A 22706-nucleotide genomic window follows, 5' to 3' on the forward strand; every position below is an offset into this window, starting at 1 on the left:
AAACTATCAATAAAACTATTCGTTGTTCGATTTGTCATCTTTCGAAGAAGGAATAACCTCTTTCGCGACAGATTTTATTTTATACCAAAGCCAATCAAACACTTCATCGATCTCTTCACTCGACCCTGTAATGACAGCCGTTGAAGCCATGTATTTCGAACCGCGGATGACTGTAACATCGCCATCCACTTCGCCTTCAATTCGAAGATCACCATTTTTCACAACTAAATCACCCTTTACAACCTCGCCTGCGGGTACGATGACTGTTTCCCCTTCGACTATGATATTAGGCTGTTTTGTAAATGAAAATTGCTGTTCGTTTTCAAAGCTTGAGAAAAAAGATGCACTCATCAGAATAAGGAATAGTGCTGCTGCTGCCATCATCGGATGCTGCCGCAACCACTTTTTAGGTCCTTTTTGTTTGTTGGGTTGCGGTAATCTCGCCATAACATTATTGGAAAATCCAGACGGCGCCTGTACTGTTGCTACATTCTCAAAGAGCGTCTCCGTCTGCTCTAATTCTTCCATCAACGCCTTGCAGTCTTCACAAGACTCCAAGTGTTTTGTTAAAATTTTTTCTTCTTCACTGCTAATTTCTCCATCTAAAAACGCATGCATATAATGGACAACATGTTTAGGACATTTTTCCATGAATCCAACCTCCTACATACTCCCCATTTGTTGCCGAAGTGCTTCTCGTCCGCGATGTACTCGCGTCTTGACTGTGCCTAGAGGCATCTCCAAAATGTCGGCGATTTCCTGCAACTGTAGGTCTTCCATATATCGTAAAATGATTATCGTACGGTATTTATCGGGCAGCCTGCTTACTTCATACTGAATACGGTCTTTCATTTCCATCTTTTCCACTTCTTCTTCTGGTAAACGCTGATCTGCAGCAATTTGCGAATACATATCTAAGCCTTCTGTTCCTGGTACCTGGGCATCCAAGTAATAATCCGGTTTTTTCTTACGGATTCGGTCAATGCATAAATTTGTAGCAATGCGATAGAGCCAGGTCGAAAACTTCCGCTTTTGATCAAACGTCTCCAAATTGACATAGGCACGTACGAATGCTTCCTGCGCTATGTCCTCTGCTTCTGCAGCGTTATTCAGCATACGGTAGCATACTTGATACAACCGATGTTGAAAATGAATGACAATTTCCTCAAAAGCATCTTGATTGCCATTCAACACTTCTTTAACTCGTTTTGTAATCAATTCATCCATTAGGCTTCACTCTCCGCTCCATGCGGCTGTCCCTCTATATACGTTAGAAACTTCATTTGGTTTCATTTTTTCTCCACTTTTTTGTGTCCTCTTCTACTTTATCATTTTTACACCGTAAAATGATAAAAAGTTTACAGCTAAAAAAGTGACGGAAGCCTTTATCGGCTTTCGTCACGTCTGATTACAATAATTTTTCACCGAATAACGAACCCATCAGGGCGACTGCGACGTCTGCAGTCTTATTGTATTCATCAAGCACAGGATTGACTTCAACGAATTCTGCCGAAGTGATGACTTTTGCATCTTCAAGTAACTCCATCGCCAAGTGGCTTTCACGGTACGTGATACCTCCTGGGACCGGCGTCCCTACGCCTGGCGTATAAAGAGGATCTAAGCCATCCAAGTCCAGAGATAAGTGAACACCATCAACTTGACGGGTTGAAAAGTATTCAAGGGTTTGCTGAATGACGGCAGACATGCCGTAGCGATCAATTTCATGCATAGTGAATACTTTTACGCCTTGTTCTTTAATTAATTTCCGTTCTCCCGGGTCTAATGCACGCGCACCGATAATGACAACGTTTCTCGGATCAATTTTCACACCATCCCGATGCACATTAACCAAGCGCTCATGTCCAAGACCCATGCTGACCGCAAGCGGCATTCCGTGTATGTTACCTGAAGGCGAGGTTTCACGTGTATTCATATCTGCATGTGCATCATACCAAATGACACCAAGGTTTTTGTAGTGATCCGCTAATCCTGCGAGTGTGCCAATCGCAATGCTGTGATCCCCGCCAAGTACTAAAGGAAAATGATTATCCGCTACGATATTCGAGACCGCTTCAGCCAACTTAACAGTTGCAGCCGTCACTTCTTCCAAGTTTTTCAGCCCAGCTTCAGAACTTGTTTTTTCATGTACAGCTGATATTACTATATTGCCTTGATCCATTACCTGATGGCCTAATGCACGTAACCGCTCCACAGCTCCCGCGTACCGCATGGCACTCGGTCCCATATCCACTCCACGTCTGCTCTGACCAAGATCTATAGGTACACCGATCATCGAAATATCCAGATTGCGCATAGCACTTCCCCCTTATATTACATTTTCTTGTTAATTTCAGAAGAATTATAGTTTGCTTTTTTTGCTTCCAATAAAGTGGTTGGACGACCAAAATAATAGCCCTGCCCTTCTCTACAACCTAAGTTGTAAAGCATCTTCGCTTGTTCATTTAATTCAATACCTTCAGCCACCACATTCAATCCTGCTGTATCCGCCAGTGTCACGATCGCTTTTACAATCGCCTGACTATTTTCATTTTCCAATATATCCCGCACAAATGCCATATCAATTTTCAATGTATCAGCAGGAAGTTCTTTAATATAGCTAAATGTACTATATCCTGTTCCGAAATCATCAATGGCCACCGTGATACCGATACTTCGAAGCTTTTGAATGGATTCTTTCATTCCTTCTGTATCCATAAACGAACTTTCCGTCAACTCCAATTCCAACATGTTAGCGGGAACTTGAAATTCCTCCAGAATACTCAATACCGAATCGGCAAAACCTTCTTCTTTCATCTGTACAGTCGAAACATTGACCGCGAACTTACAAAATGCACCGGCTTCGATCTCTGCAGCTGCTTGCTTACAAACCTCTCGTAAAATCCATTCACCAAGGGATACAATAATTTTCGTTTCTTCCGCAAGGGGAATAAATTTCATTGGAGGAATCACACCTAAATCTGGATGGTTCCATCGGACAAGCACTTCTACGCCAGTTAATTCACCAGTTCCTAAAAATACTTTGGGCTGATACTCCAAATAAAAATGCTGTTGCTGTATACTTTTCCGCATTTCATTTTCCAATAAAATTCTTTCCAATGACATTTTAGAGGTACCATGCTCATACATCTCACTGTCACTGCCACCTCGCGTCTTCACTTTTCCAAGCGCCAATGTCGCTTTCGTCACCAGTTCAGACGGTTGATTGGCATGTTCAGGATACATTGAGATACCACAACTAATAGATAACGAATACGTTTGTTGCCCCACCTGAATAGGTTGCTCCAAATACAACCGTATTTCTTCAGCATAATTGTAGATTTCTGTCTCGTCCGACAACCCCGTTACAATAAAAGCAAATTCGTCTCCAGCAATCCGTGCCAGCAAACTTTCCGGACCGGTTTTCTTTTTTAATCTTTCACCGACCATCGACAACAAGTAATCCCCCGCCTCATGACCTAAAAGATCGTTGGCGTAACGCAGACGGTCAATATTGATATGTACGAGCGCAAATACTTGCTTCCTAGTCTTTGCCCTTTCAAAAGCTAGAGCCAATTGCTCGCGGAATGAATTACGGTTCATCAAAGAAGTTAGCTGATCATTATAGACAAGATGTTTGATCTTTTCTTCAGATTTCACACGCTCTGTCACGTCATGCATGACGACCAATAGCTGGTCTTCGTAATCAATGGAGCCTCGCACTTCATTTAACTTGGCTTCCATGACATGCAAGCCACCCTTCACATCCAGCATGGAATATTCTAAACCGATAGCCTTCCGATGAAACCCTTTGAATTGCGCAATCTTCCTTTCTACTTTTTGACGGTCCTTTTTATAGAGAATGGAATATAACGTATCAGAATACAAGCTATCCAAAGAGTAGCCCAACAAATTTTCGAAAGAAGGAGACAAGTATTGAAACTTCCCATCGCGATCAATGATTGCAATGAAGTCTGAAGCATTGGTTGTAATAATTTCATAGAGCTCTGCGTTTTTTCGTATCTCTTCCTCCATCAACTTTCTAGCTGTAATATCATAACGGATGGATACGTACTGATAGGGTTTGCCTTTGTCATTCAAAAAAGGGACAATCGTTGTATCAACCCAATAATAGGACCCGTCTTTGGCTTGGTTTCGGATATCTCCTCTCCACGTCTTTCCACTTCCGATTGTCGCCCACATTTCCTTGAAGAAGGAAGCATCATGGTAATCAGAATTGACAATCCGTTGATTGGCTCCAATTAGTTCTTTTAATGGATACTTTGAGAGTTTTTCAAATTTTTCATTGGCGTATTGAATCGTTCCCCGAGGATCGGTAATGGAAACAATGGCGGCCTGTTCCAAAGTGTAGGCAATGTCACCAAGAAGTTTTTGCAATCCTTTTGAACTATTAGGTTTGATGAATTTCTCCATACCATTAAGAAACTCTTGCATATCTATATCACAATCCCTATGTTTATATATTTTTATTTATTCTACAAGAGAAAATGCCTATATGTATTATTAAATAGTATACACGATTAATCATTCTCTTCTATACCTATCACTTAAATTTAAACACAAAAAAACCCTTCATTATTTTAATAATAATAAGGATTCATTATGCATTATATTCTTTAATAAAAGTAAAATGGCTGGGGTAGCTGGATTCGAACCAACGAATGACGGAGTCAAAGTCCGTTGCCTTACCGCTTGGCTATACCCCAACGTGAAGCTGGTTACGTTCTTATTGAGTGTAAAATAAAACAAACATGGTGGTGGGGGACGGATTCGAACCGCCGAACCCGGAGGGAGCGGATTTACAGTCCGCCGCGTTTAGCCACTTCGCTACCCCACCGTGTTAAAATTACAATTTCTCGCTCAACTCGCTTCTTCAACGAGATATGACGCGCATTACTTAACTTGTTATAAAAATAATGGTGACCCCTACGGGATTCGAACCCGTGTTACCGCCGTGAAAGGGCGGTGTCTTAACCGCTTGACCAAGGGGCCATGAAAATAGCGTTCATGGAGCTTCCAGCCGGGCTCGAACCGGCGACCTCTTCCTTACCATGGAAGCACTCTACCTGCTGAGCTATGGAAGCATAGAAATGGCTCCGCAGGTAGGATTCGAACCTACGACCGATCGGTTAACAGCCGATTGCTCTACCACTGAGCTACTGCGGAAAAATAAAATAGTTAGTTGCTATCTCTAACGACAAAAATCATTGTATCACACTTATTAAGTATGTGCAACAACTTTCTTTTAATACTTTAACCTTTTTTATTATATAGCGGCTCGGTCATATGCGTCAAGGCTTTTTCATATATTAATTTATACTTTTAAAAATAAGGAGATCTGTATGCTCAAAAAAATCATACTCCTTTTGACACTATGCTTTTTACTTATTTTATATTTGCCACAACTGATCAAACCATCCCCCGCTTTAACGACTGCTTTTCGTTTAACCGAAAACCCGACAGTCATCGTAAGAGGTTCCCAAGGTTCTGCTTTGACCATTAACATTTCATTTGGCGAGCAAGAAGTGAAGGATCTTTTGGAGCAGCTGACTCAACCATATCCGCTGCTGTTTGTTGACGTAGAATGGGCATCCCGCTTTCCAAACCTCGTCGAAGAGATGAAGAAGCGTTCTTTGCCTGTCGCATTGCTTGGGCAGGAAGGCAATAGGTATGAGGTCGATCGTGAATTATTTGAACAGCAATTGGATCAGTTTGAGACTTTTTTTGAAACAAGGCCATTATGGTTTCGCACTGTTGATGAGCAATTTCCACAGCCTCTGCTACATAAGTTAAACGAAGCAGAAATCAATGCGCTCGGTTCGACTGTTCATTGGAAAGAGGGTGCTTTGCCCAAAGCTGCAGCAGGTGATATCATTTCCATTCCTCACCATTTAGACGAACGAGCGCAGGTGGAGGATATAGAGCGTTTAATGGCGAGCCGACCGTTTCAATCTGTTGAAGATCTACTTTTTCAACCCAAAATTAAAACTAAAAAAATTCCAAAGTAAAAAACCGACAGCGGCATTCTGTCGGTTTTTTACATTTATTTAGCTTTTGATGATTTTTGCTTAGCTTTTTTTCGTTCATTACGACGCTTGTCCAATTTAGCCTTATCAATATCGGATTGCTTATTGTATTTAGGCAATACTAATAGTTGAAAAGCGTTCACTGCCAGCAAAGGAAACAGAAGGATGGTTACCCATTCATCTTTATTTCCTGATGTGACCATTAGAGCTGGCAACCATTCAAGTGTTGTGATCACAATCATAAAGAATAGAGCGGAGATCAGTGCATGTTTTTTCGTCCACTGCGCTTTAAAGTATGCAGTTACCGCAGACACTATAACGAGTGTCAAAAGCAAGAAAATATACAAGAACGTTCTTCCTGTATCTTCCTTCGTTAACTGGAAGCGGAAAAAGACTAAATCAAACAACACAACTGCAATGATCAGGACTTGCACCCAGTTCCACAATGTCAGCGTGCGGAACAGATTGACGCCAAATTGGTGAACTGTTAAATAGGCGAAAAAACCCATCTGCGCAATAACACTCATCGTGAAGCCTAAAAAGATCATCCATAAAAAGGCACCAAGAAATTGCCAAATCTCACCTTCCTGTATATACCCAAAAAAGAAGTCCCAACGTACAATTAACCCGACAATGGCTGTGATACTTCCACCAATGGCCATAGCGCGCAAGAAAAATTTTACCCAATTTCGTATTGTCACAACACTGTTCCCCTTTTATCTTTATTCAACAGAAGACTCCCACCTCTATAGATGGCGAGATGAATGCAGTTTTATTTCCTCTTCAGCGGGTATTCAGACGCTCTCTGAAGAAAATAGTGCCTCCGGCAGAAGGTATCATGGATTTTAAAAGGAGTTAATCGAGCTAACTCGTATCAAAATCCAGACGCAATTATGCCATCGCTTAATTGTTTCATGTCTCACTTAGTGTATCAACGTTCGACAAAAAAATCTATTTCATTGAACGAATCATGCATATTCCCTCTAATATTGTGAACAATAAATGAAAATACAAGTGGAAGGTTGATCGGAATGAAAAAATTGGCAGGCATTTTCCTATTCCTTGTATTCCTAGCGGGTTGCAGCAACGGACAACAGTCAGGTCCGAGTTATGATGAAATGAAAAAAATGATGACGGATGCGATCCAAACGGAAGATGGAAAAAAAGCATTACGCAAATTGATGACAGATCCCGAATTTCGGGAGCTTTTAGTATTGGAACAACCAGAAGTGAAAGAAAGCATTGAGAATGTGCTGCTTTCAAAAGAGGGTGAACAGTTTTGGAAAACCGCATTTGAAGATCCGAAATTTACAGAGTCTATCGCCAAAAGTATGAAAAAGCAGCAAGCAGATATTATGAAGGATTTAATGGGAGATGCATCGTTTCAAAAGGAAATGGAAAAGTTTTTTGGACAGCCAGACATGATGAAGCAAATGGAGAAAGTCGTAAATTCCAGTAAAATGAAAAAAGAAATGGAAAAGGCAGTGGAAGACACGATCAACAGCCCTTTAATGCAAGCGAAATGGCAGCAACTGATCATGAAAGCAGGAAAAGGGACAACAGAAGAGGGCGGAAAAGATGAGAAAGGCGGGAAAGAAGAGAGTGGTGGCGGTGGAGCAGAAGAAAAAGCAGGTGAAGGAGGTCCATAAACCCCTCTCGCCTGCCAACTAATTATTTAGTATTTTTTTTCAATCACGGTATCGGCAATTTGTAAATAAATCTGACCAATCGGATGGTCTTCCGCATACACAGAAGGAGCAAATTCCGTGTCGTTCCAATCAGGCTGACCCAGTGGTATTTGACCCAATAGCTCGGTGCGAAGCTCTTCTGACAGACGGACGCCGCCACCTTGTCCAAAGACATATTCCTTTTCCCCGGATGCTTTGGATTCGAACCACGCCATATTCTCGATAACGCCAAGCAATTCATGATCCGTCTGCAAAGCCATCGCACCTGCACGCGCAGCTACAAATGCAGCTGTAGGATGCGGTGTTGTGACAACGATTTCTTTAGATGCCGGAATCATTTGATGGATATCAAGCGCTACATCGCCTGTACCCGGCGGCAAATCAAGCAATAAGTAATCAAGCTCCCCCCACTCAACATCGCGGAAAAACTGATCCAGCACTTTACCAAGCATTGGGCCCCGCCATACAACTGGCGCATTATCTTCCACGAAAAAGCCCATTGAGATGACCTTAACACCAAATCGTTCTACCGGAATGATGCGCTCTTCTCTGACCTCAGGCATAGCCGTGATCCCCATCATGTCGGGAACGCTGAATCCATAAATATCCGCATCGATCAAACCAACTTTCTTACCGCGTCTTGCTAAAGCAACAGCCAAATTGACAGATACTGTCGACTTCCCGACCCCACCTTTACCGGACGCAATCGAAATGAATTCGATGTTGGATAGAGGAGATAAAATATCTTGGGTTTCTGCTTCTGTTACAGTTCCGCGGAATTGCTCGAGAACTTCTTTCGGCAGTTCTTCAAAACGAATTCCTACAGAGTCTGCCCCTGCCTCTTTCAAAACGTCCACTACTTTTGATTGAAGCGTCAATTGCTCACCGGTATTTACTTTTGCAATTGCTACTTTGACACTGACATGCTGCTTTTCAGGCTTAATCGTAACGCCTACAATACCATTTGTTTCTGCCAGTGTTCTATGTAAAAACGGATCTTCCAATGCGCCAATCAATTCACGGACTTGCTGTTCATTAATCACATTCGACACTCCTTACTGATATTATCCAATCTCCCCCCAGTATACCATAATCACTACTCTATCAACCGTCTTTTGACTCACTGTTCTTCTGCATGTTCATATTTCACAATTCCATCCACGATGGCGGCCGCCACCTTTTTCTGATAAGCCTTATCCGCCAATAAACCCCGTTCTTCCGGATTGGATAAAAATCCTGTTTCCACTAAAACGGCAGGGACCGGTACTTTCTTCAGCAAATAGACACCTGTAATTTTCATCGCTTCGCGTTCTGTATTTTTCAGCTGATCACGCAGTTCGTCTTGGATAGAAGTCGCCAACTGTTTTCCTGCCGGGTTGCCATCAGGATGGTAGAATACTTGCGCACCTCGCCAACGCTCTTCTGGAATCGCATTAACGTGAACGCTTATGAACATATCCGGCTTCGATTCGATCGCCATACTTTCCCGCAACTTCAAATCTGCGAATTTACGACTTCGATTTGAAGTGAATTTTTCAGATGGGGCATGTTCAGCAATCGCATCTCCATCTTTTTCCCTCGTCATTTTCACAGTCGCACCTTTTTTTTCAAGTAATTTCTTAACTTCATGGGAGATACTTAAGGTTACATCCTTTTCAATGACATCTTCCGCCGAAGCCCCCCCATCCTCACCGCCATGCCCCGGATCGATTAAAATTTTCACACCACCTAGCTCAGCGGGTGTGAAAAATCCCCGATCTGAAGCTTTCACTCCATACCATACACCTCCTATCGAAAAAAATAACAGCAAGCCTGCCGCAAGCCATTTTTTCATCTCTACACCGCCTTTTTCTTTCACTATACGCTTGGACCTTTCCGGTTATGTCTGCGGGTGAAGGAATTGTTCATTCTGAGAAATGGGTTTGGATCGAGGATGTCAACTTCGATGCGAGGAGACTTCGGTGCTTTCCGAGGCGGGTTGGGCTCAGTGTAAAATGTATTTATAGCCAGGAAGCTCTTTCCCTACTGATCAATCGTGCAATTCAAATTAAAACACCGCCGAGAGATGTTCCTCTCGGCGGTGTTCTACTCATTTATTCAGCTTGCCCTTCCCAAGCCAGCATGCCGCCCGCCATGTTCGTCACATCAAAGCCTTCATCTGCCATAATTTCTTGTGCACGTCCACTTCTTCCGCCTGAACGACAGACTAGAATATAAGGTGTTGTTTGGTCCAAATCATGCATTTCAATAGGAAGATTGCCAAGTGCGATATGTGTGGCACCCGGAATCATACCTTGTGCTACTTCGTCGTCTTCGCGGACATCAATAATATGCAGTTCTTTGCCGCTTTCCAGTTGCTCTTGTACTTCTCTTGCAGTTAATTCTTTCAATGTCATGAGTTACATCCTCCAAATTATCTGATTTACCTTCATTATATCGCCTGTGTAATGATTGTCTATCGAAACGGACTGATGATTTACTGCATCAACTCATTCGGCGTATGGCCCCGATTTTCCCACAGTCTCGTAGTATTGGCAATATCGATAATCACTGGAATATAACGCTCAGCTTTTTCCATAGGTAACTTCAGCCGCCCAAGGAACTCTGACAGTTCTTTTGTGAAATCTCCACCGCTCATTTGCAGATCCAGCACAAGTTCTTCCACTTCTTCCTCAATATCGACCGAATCATCAAGATCCTCTAGCATCATCTTTTTCAGTTGCTCTTGCTGAGGGGTCCGCTGAAAATAAGATTGATCTGTAAACAAGAGAAATTCTTCTGGTTTCGGTACATAATAAGGTTTACCCGCGGCTGCTTGCTCCACTACTTCCTTTTCGTCAAATACATGAATGACTTCTGCCACAAATGCATCTGTATTGACATGAACAAAACGTTCTTCCAATTTCTTAATAACTGCTTGGTTATTCACAAAAGCAATCATGATGTTTAATGAAATCTTCTCTCCGTTATGTTCATTGTATATCTCCGTTGCTTTAGCAAACGGGATTACCCCATATAGGTTCGTACTGGCCGCAATATAGTCCAGCAACAATTCTTCATTATCGACTTTCATCAAAGCCACCCCTCATTCATTTGGTAGACATACTTGTCCGTCAATTGTAACAAAACTACGAACCGAATGCAGAGGCGTGAGTTTGATTGCATTCAGGAAAAATCCATCTCCTGAAGTTCAATATCGATCAGTTTGTTTGTTTTAATAGAATAAGTGACTTTGACAAACACCGCGAATTCTTTGTCACCTTCCCGCAGCCACAATCGAAACTTTTCAACAGTGGACTCTTTCCTGGACTCACTTCCGATATGCAAGTAATCCATAATATTTGCATGAGGATATTTCATTTGCGTCTCTTGAATCGCGATCCTAGACCATTTAGCATATGAAGGAATCGCTGATTGAGCAACGAGTTCAGTAGGCAGATAAGTGAACATTGAGACACTCGCCATTGAAATTCCAATTACCAAGCTTATTTTTCGAATGATGACGCACACCTCCTTTAGGATAGGATGCGTCATTTGATAAGAATCATTCTGCTCGTTATTTCAATTTCTCCACACTCCCGTTTGAACGAATTCCTTCATACATCACGTCACCTAAAGGCTTATCGCTATAATGGTAGTAGAAAAACACGTCATTGCCTACAGATCGATTGAATCCTATTTCTACACCGCCCGGAGAGTAAGCCTTTATTTTATCGAAGTATTCGTCTTGATCCAAAATGAAATTCAAATACAATTTTTCACTTGAATTAAATTGCAAATCCAATTCACCTATCTCATAAAACTCGTTTTCTTTATTGCCAACAAACTCTTCATCTGTGACAGTCCAGCCAAAAAAACCTTTAGATACAGCATAGATCTTAAATCCATCTTTAAAGGGTTTAATGGCCAACTCTTGTTTCTTGCTGATGGCATATCCTACTCCCACTTCGCCTTCTCGGCCTTCTAACGCAGCCCGGGCTGTCGAATTGACTATATACTCATCCCAAATGAAGGATTTGAATAACACAATGCCACAGACGACCAGTAATGCACTTACACTAAGTACATTTTTTCTTTCTTGTGGTTTGCGTTTAGTTTTCGGCATGGCAGTCACTCTCATTTCTCGTTATTCTATGTTCATTGTACAAGTTCTGTAAAAAAATGCATGCTTAATAGATACCTGATTACCAGTATAGGACCTCCCATTCACCAAAGTTATGAGTTGGGTCATCTACGCTATACTCTGTCTTTTTGATTCGCAGATAAAGTCCAAGCCAATTTCATTCTAGACCTAGAAAACTCTACATAGGTATATATGTGAACACAAAAATTAAGACGTAAGGATGGGTGATTCAATGGATGGGAAGTCTCCAAAAGACCATAGGGAGAAAAATTTAAAAAATGAACAGCTAGATGAGTTCCGCGTACAAAACACAGGTAAACCACTGACGACCAATCAATCAAAAAAATTATCAAACGATCAGGAACAATTAAAGGCGGGTGACCGTGGTCCTTCACTACGTCAAGATTTTGAATTCTTTGAGAAGATGACTCATTTCGTCCATGAACCAATACCAGAAAGAAAAGTTCATGCTAGAGGTTACGGAGCCCATGGTGAATTTGAATGTTATCAGTCGATGAAACAATTCACAAAAGCTGGATTCTTACAGGAAGCAGGTAAAAAGACTTCTGTTTTCGTCCGATTTTCTACTGTGCAAGGGAGCAGAGGCTCTAAGGATACGGCAAGGGATTTACGCTGCAAAGGTGTGAAATTTTACACCGAAGAAGGAAATTATGATTTAACTACAATCGCTATGCCTGTATTGGTCAATCAGGACGCCATGAAGTTCCCTGATGTAATGCATGCATACCAACCTGAGCCACGTACCGGGATGCCGACAGCTGCTGGGGCGCATGATAATTTTTGGGATTACGTAGCAAATAACCAAGAAAGTTTTCACATGGTATTGTGGATCATGTCGGATCGAGGCATTCTAAGAAGCTATCGCATGATGGAATCATGGTCGATCAATACGTACTTATTTGTTAATGAACAAGGAGTAGCAACTTTTGTGAGATTTACTTGGAAGCCTGTGCTTGGTGTTCATTCCTTGCTTCAAGACGAGGCACAAAAAATTGGCGGGATTGATCCGGATTTTCATCGGCGAGATCTTAGAGAGGCGATTGACCGTGGTGCATACGCAGAATATGAATTAGGTGTCCAGCTGATTGCGATGGAAGATGAATTCAAATTTGATTTTGATGTCTTAGATCCATCAAAATTTTGGCCAGAAGAACTCGTCCCCGTTCAGCCAATTGGAAAGATGACATTAAACCGTAATGTGGATAATGAATTTGCGGAATTGGAGCAAGTGGCATTCAATCCCGCAAATGTCGTTCCGGGAATTGATTTCTCTAATGATCCCGTCCTGCAAGGAAGATTAATCGCTTATCAAAGTGCCCAATACCATCGTCTTGGCAGCGCAAACTTTCAGGACTTACCCATCAACCGGCCAATCTGTCCGTTCCATAATAATACAAGACAAGGCTTTATGAGGTATCGAATCGATGTAGATCAAGTAAACTATCATGAAAACTCATTAGCTGATAATACTCCATATACTACGCCGCCAGAAGAAGGAGGCTACGAATCCTACCCTAAAAAAATCGATGGGCACGCCATACGGGCACGAAGCAAATCGTTCGATGACTTCTTTACTCAGCCAAGAATTTTTTGGAATAGCCTGACCCCAGTTGAAAAACAGCATACGATTGAAGCGTTAAGCTATCAACTTGGAAAAGTGAAAAGTGAATCGGTCCGACAGCAAAACGTCGATATGATAGTAAATGTTGACCAAGAACTGGCTATGATCGTTGCGGATAATATAGGTGTTGATCGTCCAAGCGGCACAAATGTCTCTACCTCAACTAGCTACCCTTCACTTAGTCAGGCCAATACACCAGGTTATGCTTATTCATTAAAGGTCGGAGTGTTGATCGGCAATGGTTTTAACAGTAATGAAGTAACCAACGTACTGAATACACTCGAAAAATATGGAGTGTTTGTCGACATCGTCAGTGAAAAACTTGGCACTGTCACAGGTACGGATGGTACGAAGCTCAAAGTAGATGATACATTCCTGACCACGAGCCCTTACTTGCTTGACTCGCTCTATGTCGTTGGCGGCAGCTCCAATAATCAGGCAAAATTTAATTCTGATGTTATGAATTTCATACAGGTCGCATACAAACATTATAAGCCGATCGGTATTGCTTCAACCGGACAGTCGCTTCTTCAAACCTCTGAAGAAAATAATTTAGCAGGTGTCGTTTTTGCGACTAACAACCAAAACTTCGGAGAGGAATTTGTTTCCGCTATCGCCCAGCAACGCTTTTGGAATAGAAAATAAAATCGTCGGGCAGGAAAGAGCAAAACAGAAAGCTTCTCTTTCTATTTTCCATTACTCAACTCGTTTTTTTGCGGAGATAGGAATAATTGCAAAAAGAAAAGGCGCAGTCTGAGTTAGTATAATAACTCAGACTGCGCACTTCAATTCGTTATTCAAGATGCTCTGTCAATTTCTTTTGAACATCTTCTTCTATTTTTTTTACGCGTTCGTCTTTTAGTTTGCGTCTCGGTTTTGGATGAAACCATTCGATCTCGCCGTTAATAAAAGTCCCTTTATACTCTTCGCCTTGAATTTTTAACTTAAACATTTGAAGCGGTCGAGTTTGATTATTGCTTAGGGAACGTTCAATCTCAATAGCATCTACTTCATCCCTGATCCCATGTTCGGATAACAGTTCAAGAACTTCATCCTCTACAGCTTTTACTTCTTCTTCGCCGACATCTTGCTTGGGATGCGGATTAAGCCATTGGATCTCGCCATCATGATAGTCGCCTTTATAATTACGACCGTCTATGATGAGCTTAAACTGGATCCGCTCATACGGCCTGTCTTCAAAAACTTTTTCTACTTCAAAGTCGTCAACCACAGGAACACCTCCCAAAATAGTGTCAAGTTCATCAAAAAACTTTCCTCGCTAAATTCGTATTACTACAATTTCAATATTTTTCAATATTCCTTATTGACTAACGAATCCGTCTTTTTAATGAAAATTAAATCCAAGTATAAAACTGTGAAGGATAAATGTCAAACCAACCGATTATTTAGTAATACCGGTAAAAAAATCTCTACCATCTTTGTAAAGAAGCTAAGTGTTCAAAAAGCAACGGTCCGTTTATATAGTGATACCCTAATTTCTATATTTTAAGCAATTGAGACGACGTTAGAAATACTTAGACTTTCTATACCAAGCATAAAAAGAACCGATTCCCCCTCTTCGTTCAAGGAAAAATCAGCCTTATGCTACTGCAATTCTATTTAATCGAATTCTCGACTCTACAATAAAGTAAAAGAAAATCTCAAACTCTCTATTTGTATTAAAAACTTTTCAACTCAACCACTCGGTGGCACAATCGTTGCATCAGCTTTTCTTCATGACTAACGATGATGATACCCATCTTTCTCTTTTTGGCGATTTCGAGAACAGCATGCCAAATCTGAGCTTGCGTAATGGCATCAAGCATTGTTGTCATTTCATCTGCAATTAAAAAATGTGGATTGGACCCCAACGCCCTTGCCACACAAAAGCGTTGTAATTCTCCTCCAGATAGCTCGTTAGGCCAACGAGTCAACCATTCCTGCTCAATTCCTAATAAATCTAGCAGTTCAGGGTCTGGCTTCTCCCCTTCACTCAAAACCTTTTCCATTTTCCAACGTGGATTGACTGCTTTTTCTGGATGCTGAAATATCAATTGTACAGGATGAAATCCCCTTGTAGGTACCGGCAAACCTTCAATGGTAATGCTTCCTTCCAGAGGCTTTTCATATCCCGCTAAAATCCGGCAAAAAGTTGTTTTACCACGTCCACTAGGTGCTGTAAGCCCAACAATCTCTCCTGGTTTTACAGTGAAATTGACGCCTTGAAACAGCCAAGGTCCATCACCATAACGAAAACCGATATTTTTTGCTTCAAGTTGCATGGATGCACCTTACCCTTCCATTCCGAAGTTCGCGCATTTCCGGTTGTGCTAGTTCACATTCAGGGGTTGCTATAGGACAGCGTGGGGCAAATAAGCAACCGGATGGTAAATTATTTGGGCGGGGCTGCGAGCCTGGAATTGGTATAAATTCATTTTGTGGCAAGGCCCTCCATAACGCTTTGCTATAAGGATGCCGCAACGCTTCACCATCCCCATTAAAGTTCTCTACAGGGGCGATCTCCACGGTTGTACCTGCATAAAACACAGCAATTTTATCTGCAATTGTTAAAGCGGATTCAATATCATGTGTGATGAGCATAACCGCACATCCATTGTCTGCGAATTCCCTGAAGTTTTCTAACGCCTCTTTGATAACGACTGGATCGAGGCCTGGCGTGGGTTCATCCGCAATAATTACCTTTGCACCACTGACAATAGCTGTGGATAAAAGAGTTCTCCTTGCCATGCCTCCAGAAAGCTGAAATGGGTACATATTTTCAACGCCTGACTTCAAGCGAAGCCGTTCAAAAACCTTGCGTTGTGCCGCAACTGCATCTCCAACTTTTACAGAATTGCGAACTTGATTCCCTACTCGCATCAATGGATCTAAATAGTTCACTGATTGTGGAATAAGTGCAATTTCTGTTCCGCGTAACGAAGCTTGCCGTGCAGCCGTAAGAATTTCTCCGTCATAGCTAATCGTTCCACTAATATTTGCGTTGTTTGGCAAGATTCCAAGAATGGCATGCGCAAGCAAGCTCTTCCCAGAACCACTGGCTCCCACAACTGCTAGTATTTCACCTTCTTCAAGCGTGACATTCAAACTTGAAATGACGTTTACATTTTTTTGTTTCAAACTCTCTGTATACTGATTAAAAGATATCGACAAATTTTCCACTACAAGGATAGACATTCGCTACCTCCTTACCAACCAAATAGGACCACTTGCTTTTCATCATCCTACTCATCTTTATTTCTCATTAGCCCTTGTCGGGTCTATCAGCATACGGAAGTTCTCTCCAATCGTCTCGAAAGTCCGTACAATAATTAGTAAGCAAAGCCCTGGGAAAAAGGCGAGCCACCACATACCCGAAGACAAATACTTCATAGATTCTGATAGAATTATCCCAATAGCTGGCTCATGGGGCGATAATCCTAATCCTAAAAATGTGACTGCTGCTTCATGTAAGATCACATGGGGAAACATCAACATGAAACCAATTAAGAGTTGTGGAATCAAATGAGGAAAAATATGATGTACAGCAATCCACCAACTGGATTTTCCCATCTGTTGAGAAATCTGAACATATTCTGCTGAGCGGATTTGCATAACCTCTGCTCTAATGACTCGTGCAAGGCTTGGCCAATGAGTTAGCATAAGCCCTATAACAATGCCTTTAAATCCTCCGCCCAATGTAAAAGCAATCAAAATTAACGTTACAAGATGTGGAACACTTAGAAAGAGATCGATGAGCCATGTAATTAGACGATCGGCCATTTTCCCCATTGTTGCAGACACCATACCCAAGACAAGAGCAATTGACGTACTGCCAATTGCTCCAATCAACCCTACCCCCATACTTAAGGAAAGCCCCATAATCGTCCGGGTAAACATATCCCTACCCAGCCAATCTGTACCAAAAAGATGCTTAAGAGAGGGGGGCAAATTTCGTTCATTAAGATTCGTAGCAATTCTTTCTTGATCAAGCATTGCGCCACCTACTACAACACTTAGTAAGATAATTGTCGCAACAACGATTGTAAGAAGCGTCTTCTGTCTTCGATTCAGATAAAACCGTTTCACCTTTTCTTCCTTCGTTCCTATTTTGAGGCCTGGAATCATATTGTTCGACTCTCCCTCGTTCTCGGATCTACAACGTAGTAGATCATATCGGCAATTAGATTTCCTGCAAAAACAAAAATCGTACTAAATAGTACTAACCCTAATAAAAGAGGGACGTCTCCCCTTAAGCCTGCCTCTACTGTCGCTTGTCCAAGACCTGGATATGAAAATACTTGCTCAGCAAGCACCGCTCCACCAAACAGTTCACTAAAAGCGGCAAATTGTAAAGTGATTGCAGGCAAGGCAACATTACGCAAGCCGTGTCTCCAAAATAAGAGAAAGCCACGCTCACCTCTCGCCCTCGCAAACAACACATAATCACTCGCCAGGACATCTATCAGCTTCTGTCGCGTATGTAAGGCTACATTCGCAACTCCAAGAATGCTAAGTGTCATGGCTGGGAGGATAAGATGCTGTAATCGATCTGCTAATGTGACGTCTTCAGCAAGGACCCCTGTTGGAACACCTAATCCAATTGGGAACCACCCGAGCCACACCGCAAAAACAATCAGCATAAGAAGGCCCATCCAAAAAGTCGGAGTTGAGGCCAATGTATAACAATACCACTTTATAATCCGATCAATCCAAGTATCCTTTTTCATGGCCGACACAACGCCCATGACAAAACCGATAACTCCCGATAATATCCATGCGGTCAGCATCAGGACAAGCGAGTTCCAAAAGCGCTCTCCGATGATTTCAGACACCGGGCGGCGGAAAATCATTGAAGTTCCCAAGTCACCTGAAAGTAAAGCAGAAAGCCAACTAAAAAACTGCACCATTACAGGTTGATCAAGCCCCCAATACTCAGCAATCTTCTCTCGCTGTTCAGGACTTACCTTTAACATATCAGCACCAACATAAGCTTGAATCGGATCAATCGGGGAGTTCTTTATTAATAAAAAGGATATTAAGCAAATCGCAAATAATAAAGTAAGCATTCTTGAACCCTTCATCAACAGAAACTTACTTATCTTTACACCGATATTTTTACGCACATTATTTACTCCATTTCCAGTCGGCAATGTTGTCTGTTGCCGGCCAACCATGTCCATGTACATGGATTCGTTGATCTCCGATATCAAGACCATCTTTCACCAAATACAAGTGATCGATGTTAACTAGCCATGCCCAAGCGGCATCCCCTTTTCCACTTAAACCGGTCGTACCGTCCCATTGGGCTTTTTTCCAAAACTCGATTGCCTCAGCTTCACTTTTCGCATGAAGGGCCTTCTTGAAGTATTCATCTACTTTGTCATTTTTATAGTAGCCTGTATTATAATACTCAATTCCAGCATTATCGCTGCCATAGATGTTGTATAATTCATGCGGGTCGTGACTTCCCCACCCCATAAGTACAGCCTCGGAATACATTTTCTTACCAATAATGTCCCAGCTTCCACCCTCTACTTTAATATTAATACCGAGTGGTTTCATCATATCTGCAACTGCAATGGCAAGAGACTGTCTGATTGTGTCATTTGCTAAATAGTAAAGACTAAATTCGGCTTTCAAAGAGCCATTATCAAGTACTCCATCTCCATCAGAATCTTTCCAACCCGCTTCTTCCAATACCTTACGCGCTCCGTCCAAATCACCATCTTCAATGACTGTATCTGGATTCCACCAAGGAAGCCCATCAACAGAAGTATAGGCAGGTGTTCCGTATCCTTCCAACACACCGTCAATTAACGCTTTCCGATCAACTGCCATATCAATTGCATGACGGATGGCTGGATCTGATGTTACGTCATTCCCGATTGGTAAACCATCTTCAGTGAAATCACCTGACTTCACGTAAGGAAATACGATTCCACGATTGTCCACAGTTTTAACTGTTTCAAGTTTCATGCCAGGTACTTCCTTATTACTAAACGCGGCTGGTATATAGGCAAGATCGACTGTTCCCGCTTGGGCAGCTGCATATGCAGCATCCTCATTTAAAAATACAAAAGTCAATTTGTTAAAATATGGTTTTTCTCCATAGTATTCTGGATTCTTTTTCACAATGATCTGTTGTCCCTTGTCCCACTGTACAAGTTGATAGGGGCCTGAACCAATCGGGTTCTCAGCATAGTCTTCACTGTATGCATGTTGTGGGACGATTCCCGTTGCCACTAGATTGTTTATAAATGTGGATTGCACTTCTTTTAATGTGAATTTCACGGTCGTATCATTAACTGCTTCGACTTTATCCAATACGTTCAAATCAACAACCGACCCACTATTGGCTGCTGTTTCAAATGTGAATACCACATCCCTAGCCGTTAGTGGTTTCCCATCAGAAAATTTGACATCATCGCGCAAATAAACAGTCCAAACTTTACCCTCTTCATCTACTTCATAACTTGTTGCAAGATCATTTACAATGTTTAGTTTGTCATCTCTTTTCAACAATGTACTTTGAAATAGCGGTGAACCATAACGTCCCCAACCAGTTGTCGGGTCAAATCCCGTTGCCGGCTCAGAATCAAATGCAAGCACAAGCTCGTCCTTCGGCTTTTCATCATTCTTCTTATTTTTATCATCGGACTTAGATGAAGAGCAGCCTGCTAACATAAGCGAAATAAATACGGTAGCTATTACGATGAGACTTAAGAATTTCTTTGTCATTTAGTACACTCCTTCTAAACATATTATTTATCTACAATCCTTCATTAAATTGCACATCTGCAGTAGGGTTTTATAATTTCAGATCCTATCAAAACCGTAAAACATGATTGTTAACAATTAAACTTGTTCCACTGGAGCCACTGTGAAATTCCCATATGATACGCCTTTCAAACTCGTCAGTTTATGACTTAGTTCCTGAATTTCTTTTGCTTTTCCTTTTACAACAATTAGTTCAAGGCAACTATCATGATTCAAATGGAAGTGTGTTGTCGCAAGGATTACATCGTGCACACTATGTTGAATCCTTGTCATCTCTTCAAGTAGATTGCGTTGATGATGGTCATAAAATAATAGTATACTTCCTGCAATTATCTGTTCTCCATCTTCCCATGATTGCTGAATAATTGCCTCTCGAACAAGATCCCGAACCGCTTCCGAGCGATTTTCATATCCTTTTTTTTGAACTAAATCATCAAACTTCCTAAGTAAGCCCCCTTCCATTGAGATTCCAAATCTCTTTAACGTTGATTCCTGCATACTGCAACCACCTCTTTTTATTACTATTTTTAACGCAGTAACACATTTATATAGAATCGTAACACGATGATACATAACTGACCATTACTTGGAAGTTTATGTTCTTCAATAACCCAATTTAAACCTTTTGTAGAAATCGAATTAAATTTACTTTCTAGGGAATCATTAACGATGTATAGCACGCAAAACTCAACTTTTCATTTACAACAACCAAACAAATAGTTATCCATCATTGTGCTACTTTTCTTTTGTTACGTAACACCTACATGCCTACTAATGTACTCGCTATACACTTTATGTATGTCTCGATAATTGATAATTAATTGCGAATAATTGGGCATGCAATAAATAGAAATCCAACTGCACCCATCTCACAATCTATAAAGTATAGAGTGTTCTGTTGAATAGAGACATTAATCGCAGTAAATCGCCCGACAACTCTTTTCGAATTGTCGGGCATTTTTCTAATACTTCCGTAAAAAACTTGGTTTCGTCTGATACCATTCGTCGCTGATTACATGATGGCAGGCAGAGATGATCCGCTCAATAACTTGTGTATAATTTGCCATTATTCGGATAGTAAAGCCAGGAACAGCAAGCTTGGATAATCCAAATGCAAAATCTCCAGCCTCTTTCTGAATCGTTTCATGCAGGCGATCCAATAAATCATCGTTCGTCTTTTCTCCAACGACAATAAACGAACCTAAATGTGTGTACCCTTCCATAAAACCTAACCCATTCATATGCTGAGATGCCGGATGAAGTTTAATATGATCAAAGACAACTAGCTCGTCTTCCATATATATTTCTGTTTTCAGACGAAGCATGTCGTAACTGAACTTTTCCCCTTCTGGCGACCAGCCAGGAGTCAATATATCGGAATACAGCAATGTCGCTCCTTTTTCCATATGTACAATATTTTTTTGATAGTATTTGGCATCTTTATATGCTATCAATGCATCCGGCAAATACTCCAGATAACTACCTTTTTTCATATGAAAGACCGACTCTTGATATACTTGTCTGGTTGGCGTTTTGTATACTTTTGTTGCCGACTGGGTCGTCAATGTCAGTTGCGCCTGTTCATCGAGCGTTATTTCCATGCGGTACCGGTCTCCGTCTAGATAGCCTCCGCCTGGATTCAATAAGTAGTAGCATGGATAACTATAATTATTCAAATAGACAGGGCGCATCACTTTAAACGCACCCTGAAAGTAGACACTTTTCGCCACGGAACGTCCTTGACGATTTTCCATGGCAAGGTCAAGAACGCCTGTCCATTCAGACATCTTGCCCTAGTCCCTTTAATAACGCATGTTTTTTTATCCAATCTACCACTTCAGCCAGTCCTTCATCATCTTTTAAATTGGTGAAGAAGAATGGTTTGTTTCCGCGGAACACTTTTGTATCAGACTCCATTACTTCAAGACTCGCTCCAACATATGGCGCCAAATCTGTTTTATTAATTATAAACAAGTCAGATTTTATCATTCCCTGGCCGCCTTTGCGTGGGATTTTTTCCCCCTGCGCCACGTCGATTATATAGATGGAGAAATCCACAAGCTCTGGGCTGAATGTAGCTGCTAAGTTGTCGCCGCCGCTTTCTACAAAAATCAGTTCAACATCCGGATGCTTTTCCTTCAACTCATTAATCGCCGCAAAGTTCATTGACGCATCTTCTCGAATAGCCGTATGCGGACAACCACCTGTTTCTACACCGACGATGCGATCTTCCGGAAGGATGCCGTTTGCAACTAAAAACTTAGCATCTTCTTTCGTATAAATGTCATTCGTGATGACTGCCATACTCACTTCCCCGTTTAAAGCACGGGTGATTTTTTCAACTAACATCGTTTTACCGGCACCAACGGGTCCGCCAACACCTATTTTAATTGGTTCCATTCTAAGCACATCCTTATTCTCAATTAATTTCA

The 22706-nt window shown here is 41.5% G+C and carries 23 protein-coding genes and 5 tRNA genes; 3 read left to right on the forward strand and 25 right to left on the reverse strand.

Annotation, left to right across the window (positions count from 1 at the left end; all coding sequences use genetic code 11):
- Positions 1 to 15: 15 nt before the first annotated feature.
- The 9 genes from MKX97_RS16190 to MKX97_RS16230 form a co-directional block, all read right to left on the reverse strand.
- On the reverse strand, positions 16 to 651 hold the full coding sequence (locus tag MKX97_RS16190; protein WP_009498953.1) for an anti-sigma factor: 636 nt from the start codon (positions 649 to 651) through the stop codon (positions 16 to 18).
- Between the two features lie 12 nt (positions 652 to 663).
- Complete coding sequence (gene sigW / locus MKX97_RS16195; RefSeq protein ID WP_009498954.1) at positions 664 to 1227, reverse strand: RNA polymerase sigma factor SigW; 564 nt, start codon at positions 1225 to 1227, stop codon at positions 664 to 666.
- A gap of 181 nt (positions 1228 to 1408) precedes the next feature.
- The gene (gene rocF, locus MKX97_RS16200; protein WP_009498956.1) at positions 1409 to 2314 is read right to left on the reverse strand and encodes an arginase; all 906 of its coding nucleotides are present in this window, start codon (positions 2312 to 2314) and stop codon (positions 1409 to 1411) included.
- A gap of 17 nt (positions 2315 to 2331) precedes the next feature.
- Positions 2332 to 4431, reverse strand: coding sequence for an EAL domain-containing protein (locus tag MKX97_RS16205; protein WP_342536491.1), 2100 nt, complete (start codon positions 4429 to 4431; stop codon positions 2332 to 2334).
- Positions 4432 to 4649: 218 nt separating this feature from the next.
- Positions 4650 to 4724 (reverse strand) — tRNA-Gln (locus MKX97_RS16210).
- Positions 4725 to 4770: 46 nt separating this feature from the next.
- Positions 4771 to 4855: transfer RNA gene (locus MKX97_RS16215), tRNA-Tyr, on the reverse strand.
- Between the two features lie 80 nt (positions 4856 to 4935).
- Positions 4936 to 5010: transfer RNA gene (locus MKX97_RS16220), tRNA-Glu, on the reverse strand.
- Between the two features lie 16 nt (positions 5011 to 5026).
- Positions 5027 to 5102, reverse strand: a tRNA-Thr gene (locus MKX97_RS16225).
- 7 nt (positions 5103 to 5109) lie between these two features.
- Positions 5110 to 5184: transfer RNA gene (locus MKX97_RS16230), tRNA-Asn, on the reverse strand.
- A gap of 176 nt (positions 5185 to 5360) precedes the next feature.
- Between MKX97_RS16230 and MKX97_RS16235 the strand changes: the two genes are divergently transcribed.
- Entirely contained in the window at positions 5361 to 6026 is a 666-nt protein-coding gene (locus MKX97_RS16235; protein WP_078818302.1) for a hypothetical protein, read from the forward strand.
- A gap of 35 nt (positions 6027 to 6061) precedes the next feature.
- Here the strand turns inward: MKX97_RS16235 and MKX97_RS16240 are convergent, their stop codons facing one another.
- On the reverse strand, positions 6062 to 6745 hold the full coding sequence (locus MKX97_RS16240) for a KinB-signaling pathway activation protein (protein ID WP_342536492.1): 684 nt from the start codon (positions 6743 to 6745) through the stop codon (positions 6062 to 6064).
- Between the two features lie 330 nt (positions 6746 to 7075).
- Here MKX97_RS16240 and gerD point away from each other — a divergent pair, with 330 nt between their 5' ends.
- Positions 7076 to 7693 (forward strand): spore germination lipoprotein GerD, encoded by a 618-nt coding sequence (gene gerD, locus MKX97_RS16245; protein ID WP_009498962.1) that lies wholly within the window; start codon positions 7076 to 7078, stop codon positions 7691 to 7693.
- 26 nt (positions 7694 to 7719) lie between these two features.
- Here gerD and MKX97_RS16250 read toward each other — a convergent pair whose 3' ends face one another.
- The 6 genes from MKX97_RS16250 to MKX97_RS16275 all read right to left on the reverse strand — a co-directional run bounded on the left by MKX97_RS16250 (position 7720) and on the right by MKX97_RS16275 (position 11837).
- Positions 7720 to 8775 carry an Mrp/NBP35 family ATP-binding protein gene (locus MKX97_RS16250; protein WP_342536493.1) on the reverse strand — a complete coding sequence of 352 codons (1056 nt, stop codon included), beginning with the start codon at positions 8773 to 8775 and terminating at the stop codon, positions 7720 to 7722.
- 77 nt (positions 8776 to 8852) lie between these two features.
- The gene (gene cwlD, locus MKX97_RS16255) at positions 8853 to 9566 is read right to left on the reverse strand and encodes an N-acetylmuramoyl-L-alanine amidase CwlD (protein ID WP_078818305.1); all 714 of its coding nucleotides are present in this window, start codon (positions 9564 to 9566) and stop codon (positions 8853 to 8855) included.
- 259 nt (positions 9567 to 9825) lie between these two features.
- The gene (locus MKX97_RS16260; RefSeq protein ID WP_342536494.1) at positions 9826 to 10128 is read right to left on the reverse strand and encodes a rhodanese-like domain-containing protein; all 303 of its coding nucleotides are present in this window, start codon (positions 10126 to 10128) and stop codon (positions 9826 to 9828) included.
- A gap of 80 nt (positions 10129 to 10208) precedes the next feature.
- Complete coding sequence (locus tag MKX97_RS16265; protein ID WP_340760645.1) at positions 10209 to 10805, reverse strand: hypothetical protein; 597 nt, start codon at positions 10803 to 10805, stop codon at positions 10209 to 10211.
- 92 nt (positions 10806 to 10897) lie between these two features.
- Positions 10898 to 11266 carry a DUF3889 domain-containing protein gene (locus MKX97_RS16270; RefSeq protein ID WP_342536495.1) on the reverse strand — a complete coding sequence of 123 codons (369 nt, stop codon included), beginning with the start codon at positions 11264 to 11266 and terminating at the stop codon, positions 10898 to 10900.
- A 22-nt stretch (positions 11267 to 11288) separates the two neighbouring features.
- Positions 11289 to 11837, reverse strand: coding sequence for a hypothetical protein (locus MKX97_RS16275; protein WP_342536496.1), 549 nt, complete (start codon positions 11835 to 11837; stop codon positions 11289 to 11291).
- 250 nt (positions 11838 to 12087) lie between these two features.
- Here MKX97_RS16275 and MKX97_RS16280 point away from each other — a divergent pair, with 250 nt between their 5' ends.
- Positions 12088 to 14142, forward strand: a complete 2055-nt coding sequence (locus MKX97_RS16280; RefSeq protein WP_342536497.1) for a catalase — start codon at positions 12088 to 12090, stop codon at positions 14140 to 14142.
- Between the two features lie 148 nt (positions 14143 to 14290).
- Here MKX97_RS16280 and MKX97_RS16285 read toward each other — a convergent pair whose 3' ends face one another.
- The 9 genes from MKX97_RS16285 to ureG form a co-directional block, all read right to left on the reverse strand.
- A complete protein-coding gene (locus MKX97_RS16285; RefSeq protein ID WP_139366024.1) occupies positions 14291 to 14728 on the reverse strand; it encodes a HicA family toxin-antitoxin system in 438 nt (145 codons plus the stop codon).
- 448 nt (positions 14729 to 15176) lie between these two features.
- A complete protein-coding gene (locus MKX97_RS16290; protein WP_009498973.1) occupies positions 15177 to 15779 on the reverse strand; it encodes an ATP-binding cassette domain-containing protein in 603 nt (200 codons plus the stop codon).
- Positions 15769 to 16692, reverse strand: a complete 924-nt coding sequence (locus MKX97_RS16295; protein WP_342536498.1) for an ABC transporter ATP-binding protein — start codon at positions 16690 to 16692, stop codon at positions 15769 to 15771. The genes MKX97_RS16290 and MKX97_RS16295 overlap by 11 nt, the downstream gene beginning before the upstream one ends.
- A 57-nt stretch (positions 16693 to 16749) precedes the next feature.
- Positions 16750 to 17622: an ABC transporter permease gene (locus tag MKX97_RS16300; protein ID WP_221835349.1), complete on the reverse strand. Its 873-nt coding sequence runs from the start codon at positions 17620 to 17622 to the stop codon at positions 16750 to 16752.
- The gene (locus tag MKX97_RS16305) at positions 17619 to 18578 is read right to left on the reverse strand and encodes an ABC transporter permease (protein ID WP_340760952.1); all 960 of its coding nucleotides are present in this window, start codon (positions 18576 to 18578) and stop codon (positions 17619 to 17621) included. The genes MKX97_RS16300 and MKX97_RS16305 overlap by 4 nt, the downstream gene beginning before the upstream one ends.
- A 43-nt stretch (positions 18579 to 18621) precedes the next feature.
- On the reverse strand, positions 18622 to 20235 hold the full coding sequence (locus MKX97_RS16310) for an ABC transporter substrate-binding protein (RefSeq protein WP_342536499.1): 1614 nt from the start codon (positions 20233 to 20235) through the stop codon (positions 18622 to 18624).
- Positions 20236 to 20352: 117 nt separating this feature from the next.
- Positions 20353 to 20772 carry a nickel-responsive transcriptional regulator NikR gene (nikR, locus tag MKX97_RS16315; protein ID WP_342536501.1) on the reverse strand — a complete coding sequence of 140 codons (420 nt, stop codon included), beginning with the start codon at positions 20770 to 20772 and terminating at the stop codon, positions 20353 to 20355.
- A gap of 464 nt (positions 20773 to 21236) precedes the next feature.
- A complete protein-coding gene (locus MKX97_RS16320) occupies positions 21237 to 22061 on the reverse strand; it encodes an urease accessory protein UreD (protein ID WP_340760652.1) in 825 nt (274 codons plus the stop codon).
- The gene (gene ureG, locus MKX97_RS16325) at positions 22054 to 22674 is read right to left on the reverse strand and encodes an urease accessory protein UreG (protein WP_078818315.1); all 621 of its coding nucleotides are present in this window, start codon (positions 22672 to 22674) and stop codon (positions 22054 to 22056) included. Before ureG ends, MKX97_RS16320 begins: the two co-directional genes overlap by 8 nt.
- Positions 22675 to 22706 lie beyond the last annotated feature (32 nt).

The organism is Sporosarcina sp. FSL K6-3508, assembly GCF_038615825.1.
Classification (GTDB): Bacteria; Bacillota; Bacilli; order Bacillales_A; family Planococcaceae; genus Sporosarcina; species Sporosarcina newyorkensis.